The 9,159-nt window shown below is 70.0% G+C and carries 6 protein-coding genes; all 6 read left to right on the forward strand.

The window, feature by feature from the left end; genetic code table 11:
- Positions 1–102 precede the first annotated feature (102 nt).
- Positions 103–1,509, forward strand: coding sequence for a dicarboxylate/amino acid:cation symporter (locus KRR55_RS14250; protein ID WP_217389763.1), 1,407 nt, complete (start codon positions 103–105; stop codon positions 1,507–1,509).
- Positions 1,510–1,663: 154 nt separating this feature from the next.
- Entirely contained in the window at positions 1,664–2,323 is a 660-nt protein-coding gene (locus KRR55_RS14255; RefSeq protein WP_217389764.1) for a TetR/AcrR family transcriptional regulator, read from the forward strand.
- A 6-nt stretch (positions 2,324–2,329) separates the two neighbouring features.
- A complete protein-coding gene (locus KRR55_RS14260) occupies positions 2,330–5,794 on the forward strand; it encodes an MMPL family transporter (protein ID WP_217389765.1) in 3,465 nt (1,154 codons plus the stop codon).
- A gap of 71 nt (positions 5,795–5,865) precedes the next feature.
- Positions 5,866–6,507, forward strand: a complete 642-nt coding sequence (locus tag KRR55_RS14265; protein ID WP_254456245.1) for a Maf family protein — start codon at positions 5,866–5,868, stop codon at positions 6,505–6,507.
- A gap of 129 nt (positions 6,508–6,636) precedes the next feature.
- On the forward strand, positions 6,637–8,409 hold the full coding sequence (locus tag KRR55_RS14270) for an acetyl/propionyl/methylcrotonyl-CoA carboxylase subunit alpha (RefSeq protein ID WP_217389767.1): 1,773 nt from the start codon (positions 6,637–6,639) through the stop codon (positions 8,407–8,409).
- Positions 8,410–8,551: 142 nt separating this feature from the next.
- Positions 8,552–9,088, forward strand: a complete 537-nt coding sequence (locus KRR55_RS14275) for a DinB family protein (RefSeq protein ID WP_217389768.1) — start codon at positions 8,552–8,554, stop codon at positions 9,086–9,088.
- The last annotated feature ends 71 nt before the right edge of the window (positions 9,089–9,159 follow it).

Here is a 9,159-nt window from a genome sequence, read left to right on the forward strand (position 1 = left end):
CGCGTCACAAAAATTGCCCAATAAAGCATTCCGGGCGGATTTTGCGTAACATTCCTCAATGCTGGCTATCCTTTGCTATGGAGCACCGCCTAACTTCGTAGCGTGACTACCTCCAACACCACGCCTAAGAGGCGCATCCCGGCCTGGGCCACCGCCTTCGGCCCCCAAATCATCGTCGCCCTGGCCCTGGGCCTGGGCCTTGGCCTGCTGGCCAAGTACACAGGCCACACCGCGGACACCAAGACCGGTCTGGGTGTCACGCTGGAAACCCTCGGCAACAGCTACATCTCGCTGCTCAAGGCGGCGGTCATCCCGCTGATCTTCTTCGCCGTCGTTGCCTCGATCGCCAACCTGGCCAAGGTCACCAACGCGGCGCGACTGGCCTGGCAGACGATCCTGTGGTTTGCCATCACCTCGGCCATCTCCGTGGTCATCGGCATGGTGCTGGGCACCGTGCTGCGCCCGGGAGCCGGAACCGGACAAAGCGCCCCTCCCGAATACGACGGACGCACCGGTGACTGGTGGGCGTTCCTGATCGGGATCATCCCCTCGAACTTCCTGGGCCTGGGTGCCACAAACAAGGTCTCCGAAAGCGGGGACATCAGCACCGCACTGAGCTTCAACGTCCTCCAGGTGCTTGTCATCGCGATCACCGTGGGCATCGCGGCACTCAAGGTCGGCGAGGCGGCCAAGCCGTTCCTGGACTTCTCCGCCGCTACCCTGGCCGTGATCCAAAAGGTCCTCTGGTGGATCATCCGCCTGGCACCGCTTGGCACCGTGGGCCTGATCGGCAACGCCGTGGCCACCTACGGCTGGGACACCATCGGCGCACTGGGCAAGTTCACCATCGCGATCTACATCGGCCTGGCGCTGGTGATCTTCGGCCTCTACCCGGTGCTGGTCCGCGCCCACGGCCTGAGCATCAAGCAGTACTTCTCCGGAGTCTGGCCCGCCGTGCAGCTGGCCTTCGTCTCCCGATCCTCCATCGGCACCCTTCCGCTGACCCAGCGCGTCACCGAGCGCAACCTCGGCGTGCCCTCGGGCTACGCCTCCTTCGCCGTGCCGCTGGGCGCCACCACCAAGATGGACGGCTGCGCCGCCATCTACCCGGCGATCTCCGCCATCTTCGTCGCCCAGTTCTACGGCATCGACCTGGGACTGACCGACTACCTGCTGATCGCCATGGTCTCGGTGCTGGGCTCGGCCGCCACCGCCGGAACCACCGGCGCCGTGGTCATGCTGACCTTGACGCTGTCCACCATGGGCCTGCCGCTGGAAGGCGTCGGACTGATCCTGGCCGTCGACCCGATCCTTGACATGGGCCGCACCGCTGTCAATGTCGCCGGGCAGGCCCTAGTGCCGGCCATCGTCGCCAAGCGCGAAGGCATCCTGGACGAGGAGCTGTACAACGCACCGCGCCTCGGCGATCCGTTCAACGACGAGTTCAAGGCGGCCACGGATTCCACCGAGGCCACGGCACGGGACACGGCACAGACGCCCGTCGGCTAGCCACGCCGCCTTGCGGTAGTCACACCAACACGGGGCGGGTCGTTTTCGCCCGGGGATGCACTGCACCCCCGGGCGGAAGCGGCCCGCCCCTTGGCGTCGGTCCCCGCTCCCAAAAAATTGCACGGCACGCAAGTTTGCACGTAGTGTAGAAAGAGTGATCGAATCCCCCGCGCAGCCGCCCTCGCGGCGCGAAATGAACAAGGCCGCCACCCGGACCGCCATCGTGCATGCAGCCCTCGCCCAGCTGGAAACGGCCGGCTACGCGGCGCTGACCGCCGAATCCGTGGCCGATGCCGCCGGCATCTCCCGCCGGACCTTCTTCAACTACTTCCCGTCGATCGAGGCCGCCCTCAACGAGCCGAACAGGCTGCTGCTGGAGAACGCGGTGGGAGTGCTCGATGAGCTGGATCCCGCCATCGACCTGCTCTCCGCGGCGGTGACGGCGGTGGAATCCCTCGTCGACCCGGCCCTGCTGGAGCCCATCGCGAACCTTTACCTCCATGCCTCCGCGCACCCGCAGATGGCGCGCATGCAGCTCGAGGCCTGGAACGACTGCGCCGAGGCGCTCACCGAGATCATCACCGCCCGCGCCCCGCACGGCACGCCCTTGGCCGCCTCCGTCCTTGCCCAGAGCGTCATCGGCGCCGGCAAGGCCGCCTTCGCCGCCTGGTCCCGCGAGCTGGGCGAGTCCCCGGATGCCGCGGACCCCCGGCGCACCGCGCTGCTGCGCGCCACCCTCGCCGAGGCCGTGGCCCAGTTGCGCGACGGCTTCCCCTCCCTCCAACGGCGCGCACCGCACCCCCGAAAGGCCTAAGACACCATGGCTTCCTTCCTCTATCGACTCGGCGCGATGGCCTACCGCCGGCGCTGGGCAGTCGTCGGCATCTGGGCCGTCCTGCTGTTGGCCATCGGGCTGTGCGCCGGCGCCTTCATGGGCAAGCTGTCGAACACCTTCACCATCCCCGGCACCGAAACCCAGCGCACGCTGGACCGGATGAAGGTCGAGATGCCCGAGCTGGCCGGCGGCACCGGATCCATCGTCTTCCGTTCCGCGGACGGCCGTGAGCTCACCTCCGCCCAGCACCGGGCCATCGAGTCCTCGCTTGGCGAACTCGCCGCCCAGTCCCCGATCACCGAGGTCGCAAGGCCCTTCGAGCTCCAGGCACAGCTCGATGAGGCCAAGCCGCAGCTCACCGAGGGCCAGGCCAAGCTCGAGGACGCCGCCAGGCAGCTGGCCGATGGCACCAAGCAGCTCGAGGAGGGCAGGGCCGCGCTGGCCGACGCGCAGGCGGAGCTCGACTCCGGGCGCGTGCAGCTGGGCGATGCCAAGAAGCAGATGGCCCAGGGCCGCACGTCCCTGGCCGCCGGGCAGGCGAAACTGGATGCCGCGGCCGGGGAACTTGCCGACGGCTCCGCCGCCCTGAAGGACGGCCAGGCGCGGCTTGCGGCGGGACAGGCCGAGTGGGACGCGGGAAACCGCGAATACCAGGCCGGTGTCGCGAAGATTGCCGAGGGCCGAAAGGCCCTGGCTGCCGGAGCGGCGAAACTTGATTCCGCGGCCAGGGAACTAGCCGACGGCAGGGGGCAGTTCGACGCAGGCATGAAGAAGATCCTGGGCGGACAGTCCCGGGCGACGATCGAAAAGCAGCTGGCCACGGGCAAACAACAGGCCACCGCCGGGCTGGCCCGGGTGGACGCCGCACTCCGGGACCTGGACGCCGGCATCGCCCAGGTCAACACGTTGGCCGGCCAGGCCAAGCAGGATCTCGCCAACGCGACCACCGACGCGCAGAAGCAGGCCGCCCGGCAGGAACTCTCGGTACTTGCGGCGAAGCTCAAGGACCTTCAGGCCCAGCGGGAATCGGCGGCCGACTCCAAGGCCGGGGTGGAAAAGAACCTGCGGGACATTGCCGATGCAACCGCGGGACTCAAGGCACTCGACGCGGCCAAGGCCCGACTCGATGCCGGGGCCAGGGAACTGGCCGCCGGGGAAAAGACGCTGGCGGCGAAGGAGGCGGAGCTGGAGGCCGGGGCCGGGAAGCTTCCGGCCGCGAAGAAACAGCTCGATGCCGGAGCTAGGGAACTGGCAGTGAATCGCGCCAAGGTCCAGGCCGCAGCGGAGAAGATCTCCACGGGCAAGGCGCAATTGCGTGCCGGGCAGGCGGAGCTCGACGCGAACGCCGCCAAGCTGGCGGCCGGCCAGCAGGAAATCGAGGAGAACCAGGCCAAGCTGGTCGCCGGGCAAAAGACGGTGGACGAAAAGACGGCTGCCCTGCCCGCGGCCGAGGAAAAGCTCGAGCAGGGCGCCAGGGACCTGGCCGCCGGGCGCGCCGAGCTGGCCTTCGCCGAACGCCGGGCCGGGGCATCGGAGGGCATGCGCTTCGTCTCCACCGATGGCTCCACCGCGGTGGCCCACGTGACCTTCGTCGGGGCGACCGACTCGCTGAGCACGGCCGAGCGCGCCGACATCCAGTCCATCGCCGCCGGGCCCGAGGCCGCGGGCGTCGAGGTGCTCTTCTCCAAGGAGATCCTGCAGGACCTGTCCTCCATCTTCGGGGCCGCCGAGATCATCGGCCTGGCCGTGGCGGCGGCGGTGCTGCTGATCATGCTCGGCACGCTGGTGGCCGCCGGGCTGCCGCTGCTGATGGCGGTGCTCGGCGTGGGAGCCGGGGTGGGCGGAACCCTGGCCCTGTCCTCCGTGATCGAGATGGCCTCCATCACCCCGGCCCTGGCGCTGATGCTGGGTCTGGCGGTGGGCATCGACTATTCGCTGTTCATCGTGCACCGGCACCGCCGCCAGCTGCTCGAAGGCGTCCCGCTGGGCGAATCCATCGCCCGGGCCACGGGCACCAGCGGCAACGCCGTGGTCTTCGCCGGGCTGACCGTGGTCATCGCCCTGTCCGCGCTCGCGGTCCCGGGGCTGCCCTTCCTCACCGTGCTGGGCGCCTCCGCCGCGTTCACGGTGCTGGTGGCGGTGCTCATCGCGATCACGCTGACCCCGGCGCTGCTGGGGGTCATCGGGACCCGCCTGGTCTCCAAACGGGCCTGGGCACGCGCCGGATCCGCCGACGCGGACGCCCTGGCGCCTTCCAACGACGCGGGCAACCGCGGCTGGGGCGCGCTGGTGACCCGCCGCCCGTGGATCGCCGCGATCGCGTCCATCGCCCTGCTGGCCGTAGTCGCCCTGCCCGCGCTGCAATTGCGCACCGCGCTGCCCGACGGCAGCGCCGAACCGGTGGACTCGGGCGCCTACAAGGCGTACGAGCAGATGAGCGACGCCTTCGGGGCCGGGTACAACGGGCCGCTGCTGGTGCTCGCGGACCTGCCGGCCGGGCTGGATGAGCGCGGGGCGGATGCCGCGAACCTCGACGTGGCCGACGCCGTGCGCCAGATCCCCGGCGTCGTCGCGGCGATCCCGGTGGCGGTCAACGAGTCGCGGAACCTCGGCGCGATCCAGGTGATCCCCACCGAGGGCCCGGCCAGCGCGCAGACCGAGGCGCTGGTGCACGGGCTGCGCGACGCCGCGCCCGGGATCCGGGAGGCCACCGGTGCGCACATCGCGGTCACCGGGCAGGTCGCGGCGCAGGTGGACGTCTCCGAGAAGCTCGCCGAGGCGCTGCCGCCGTACATCGGCATCGTCGTGGGGCTCTCGCTGATCCTGCTGTTGCTGGTCTTCCGCTCGGTCGTCGTTCCGCTGCTGGCCACCGCGGGCTTCCTGCTCTCGCTGGCCGCCGCGTTCGGCGCGACCGTCGCTGTCTACCAATTCGGCTGGCTCGGCGAGGTGTTCGACGTGAACGTGCCGGGTCCGATCATGAGCTTCCTGCCGATCCTGCTCACCGGCATCCTCTTCGGGCTGGCCATGGACTACCAGGTGTTCCTGGTCGCCGGGATGCGCGAGTCCTTCGCCCACGGGCAGCCGGCCCGCGCCGCGGTGCGCTCCGGCTTCGCCCACGCGGCCCCGGTGGTCACCGCCGCGGCGCTGATCATGACCAGCGTGTTCGCCGGGTTCGTGTTCTCGCACCTGACGATGATCCGGGCGATCGGGTTCTCGCTGGCCATCGGCGTGCTCTTCGACGCGTTCATCGTGCGGATGACGCTGACCCCGGCGATCATGCACCTGCTGGGCCACCGCGCCTGGTACATCCCGCGCTGGCTGGATCGGATCCTGCCGGACGTGGACGTGGAGGGCTCGAAGATCGCCGCGCTGGCCGCGGCGCACGGCGAAGGCCCCGGCACGGAGCGCGGCACCCAGGCGCCGCCGGCCCGGGATACGGTTGATGCATGAGCGAAAACGCGAACACTTCCGATACTGCCGCCGCCACCGATCCGCGCGGGGAGGTCGAGAACCCCGAGGAGCTGCCGCTGCTGGTGCTTGCCTCGGCTTCCCCGGGCCGGGCCAAGGTGCTCGCCGACGCCGGCATCGACTTCGCCGTCCAGGTCTCCACCGTGGACGAGGACGCGGTCCTGGCCCGGGCCGTTGAGCGCTTCGGCGAACTGGGCCCGGCCGACACCGCCTTGCTGCTGGCCAAGTCCAAGGCCGAGGACGTCGCGGCGACCCAGGAGGCCGACGGCGCGGTGGTGCTGGGCTGCGACTCGGTCTTCGAATTCGAATCCGTGGCCTACGGCAAGCCGTACACCGCCGAGGCCGCCACGGAACGCTGGGAGGCGATGGGCGGGAAGTCGGGGATCCTGCACACGGGGCACTGGCTGATCGACAACCGTTCCGAGGAGGACGGGGACGGCGGATCCGGGGCCACCATCGGCGCCGTCTCCTCCACCACCGTGAACTTCGAGAAGGTCACGGCCGAGGAGATCGCCGCCTACGTCGCCACCGGCGAGCCGCTGCCCTGTGCCGGGGCGTTCACCATCGACGGCCGCGGGGCGGCGTTCATCCGCGGCATCGAGGGCAACCCGCAGAACGTCATCGGGCTTAACGTCTCCACGCTGCGCGAGCTGCTGGCGGAGACCGGGCTGTCGATCTCCGACGTGTGGGCGTAGTCCGCCACCGATTGTAGGTTTCCCACAAAGAAATCACGACCTACTCCCGACACAGGGGGTTTTGGGGGTACACATCCCACAAACGCGGGTAGGCTCCACAAGAGCATATTTAAGGAGATAACCCCTGCCATGAGTCAGTTGACGAAGGTTCTCATCGCCAATCGCGGAGAAATCGCCGTACGCATCATCCGCGCCGCCCGCGATGAGGGCATCGGATCGGTTGCCGTGTACGCCGAGCCCGACCGCGATGCACTGCATTCGAGGCTGGCCGACGAGGCCTACTCGCTGGGCGGTTCCACGGCCGCGGAATCCTACCTGGACATCACCAAGATCCTCGAGGTCGCCAAGCGCTCCGGCGCCGACGCCGTGCACCCCGGCTACGGCTTCCTGGCCGAGAACGCCGGGTTCGCCCAGGCCGTGATCGATGCCGGACTGACCTGGATCGGCCCTCCCCCGGCGGCCATCGAGCAGCTGGGCGACAAGGTCCAGGCCCGCCACCTGGCCGAGAAGGTCGGTGCCCCGCTGGTGCCGGGCACCAAGGACCCCGTCGCATCCACCGACGAGGTGCTGGCCTTCGCCGATGCCCACGGCCTGCCGCTGGCCATCAAGGCCGCCTACGGCGGCGGCGGGCGCGGCATCAAGGTCGTGCGCAACCGCGAGGAAATCCCCGAACTCTACGAGTCCGCCGTCCGCGAGGCGGTTGCAGCCTTCGGCCGCGGCGAGTGCTTCGTCGAACGCTTCCTGGATGCCCCGCGCCACGTGGAAACCCAGTGCCTGGCCGACGTGCACGGCAACGTCGTGGTGGTTTCCACCCGCGACTGCTCGCTGCAACGCCGCAACCAGAAGCTAGTCGAGGAGGCCCCCGCGCCGTTCCTGACCGAGGAGCAGAACACGCGCCTCTACGAGGCGTCCAAGGCCATCATGCGCGAGGCCGGGTACGTGGGTGCCGGCACCTGCGAGTTCCTCGTGGGCCAGGACGGGGTGATCTCCTTCCTGGAGGTCAACACCCGCCTGCAGGTCGAGCACACGATCTCCGAGGAGGTCACGGGCATCGACCTGGTGGCCGAACAGTTCCGGCTGGCCCGCGGCGAGGAGCTGGGCTACACCGACCCCGCGCCCCGCGGCCACTCCTTCGAGTTCCGCATCAACGGCGAGGACGCCGGGCGCGGCTTCATGCCGGCGCCGGGCACCATCACCTCCATGAACCTGCCCACCGGGCCGGGCGTGCGCATCGACTCGGGCGTCGAGGCGGGGGAAACCGTCTCGGGGAACTTCGACTCGATGATCGCCAAGCTCATCGTCACCGGCTCCACCCGCGCCCAGGCGGCGGCCCGGTCGCGCCGCGCCCTGGAGGAATTCCGCATCGAGGGCATGCCCACGGTGCTTCCCTTCCACCGCGCCGTCATGGCCGATGCGGCGTTCGTCCCGGAATCCGGCCCGTTCTCGGTCCACACCCGCTGGATCGAGACCGAGTTCGCAAACGAGATCCCCGCCTGGGACCCGTCCACGGCCGGCACCCCGGGCGAGGACGACGGACGCAACGCCATCACCGTCGAGGTCGGCGGCAAGCGCCTGGAGGTCGTGCTGCCCGCCTCCATGGGCACCATGTCCTCCTCTTCCAACGGCAAGACGCGGAAGAAGAAGCGCGCCGCGGGCTCCCGCGGCGCCGCGACCGCCGGCAACTCGGGCGCCGACCTGGTCTCCCCCATGCAGGGCACCATCGTCAAGGTGGCCGTGGCCGACGGGGACACCGTGGCCGAGGGCGACCTGATCCTGGTCCTGGAGGCCATGAAGATGGAACAGCCGCTGACCGCGCACTGCGACGGCGTGGTTTCCGGGCTCAGCGCCGTCCCGGGCGACACGGTGTCGGCCGGCACCGTGCTGGCCTCCATCGGCGAGTAACACCGCACCACCACCGCACCGCCGGGGCGGCACCCGTCTTCTTCCCGAAGGCCGGTGCCGCCCCTTGCCGTTGCCGCCCTCTCCCCGCCGCCTGCGCCGTGGCGGCTCCCGTGGCGCGGGTGCGGGCCCTAGGCTGGTTCCCATGGCTCCTGAAATGCTTGCCCCGCACTCCGCCGACCCGCGCACCGATCCGCCACCATGCGGCAGCGAGCGGGAGACCTTGACGGGGTTCCTGCGATACCAGCGCCACACCCTGGAGCTGAAGTGCGCCGGGCTCCCGCCGGCGGCGCTGGGTGCCCGTGCCGTGCCGCCCTCCGGCCTCTCGCTGCTGGGGCTGGTGCGGCACCTGTCCGATGTGGAACGGTTCTGGGTCCGCTCCTCGCTGGCGGGCCACCGGGCCCCGCCGCTGTACTGGCGCGCCGACGGGGCCGACACCGATTTCGACTTCCCGGAACCCGACGCCCGGATCGTGCAGCAGTCCTTCGCCGCCTGGAAAAACGAGACGGCATTTTCCGACGCCGTCCTGGGTGACGGGCCCCTGGAACGATCGGTGGCGGCCGGGCGCCACGGGACGGTCTCGGTGCGCTGGATCCTGACCCACCTGATCGAGGAGTATTCCCGGCACAACGGGCATGCGGACCTGCTGCGCGAGTGCATCGACGGCCAGGTCGGCGAATAGCGCCGCACGGGCATCCGGCCCCCGGGTGGCGTCGGTTCCCCCAACGCACCGGGCGCCCGCCTCCCCGAAGG

It is taken from the genome of Paeniglutamicibacter quisquiliarum, from assembly GCF_019084045.1.
GTDB lineage: Bacteria > Actinomycetota > Actinomycetes > Actinomycetales > Micrococcaceae > Paeniglutamicibacter > Paeniglutamicibacter quisquiliarum.

What these genes read in the sequence shown, in the direction of transcription:
- KRR55_RS14275 (WP_217389768.1), top strand. Translation starts at nt 8,552, where the DNA reads ATGGCTCCTGAAATGCTTGCCCCGCACTCCGCCGACCCGCGCACCGAT.
- KRR55_RS14260 (WP_217389765.1), top strand. Translation starts at nt 2,330, where the DNA reads ATGGCTTCCTTCCTCTATCGACTCGGCGCGATGGCCTACCGCCGGCGC.
- KRR55_RS14270 (WP_217389767.1), top strand. Translation starts at nt 6,637, where the DNA reads ATGAGTCAGTTGACGAAGGTTCTCATCGCCAATCGCGGAGAAATCGCC.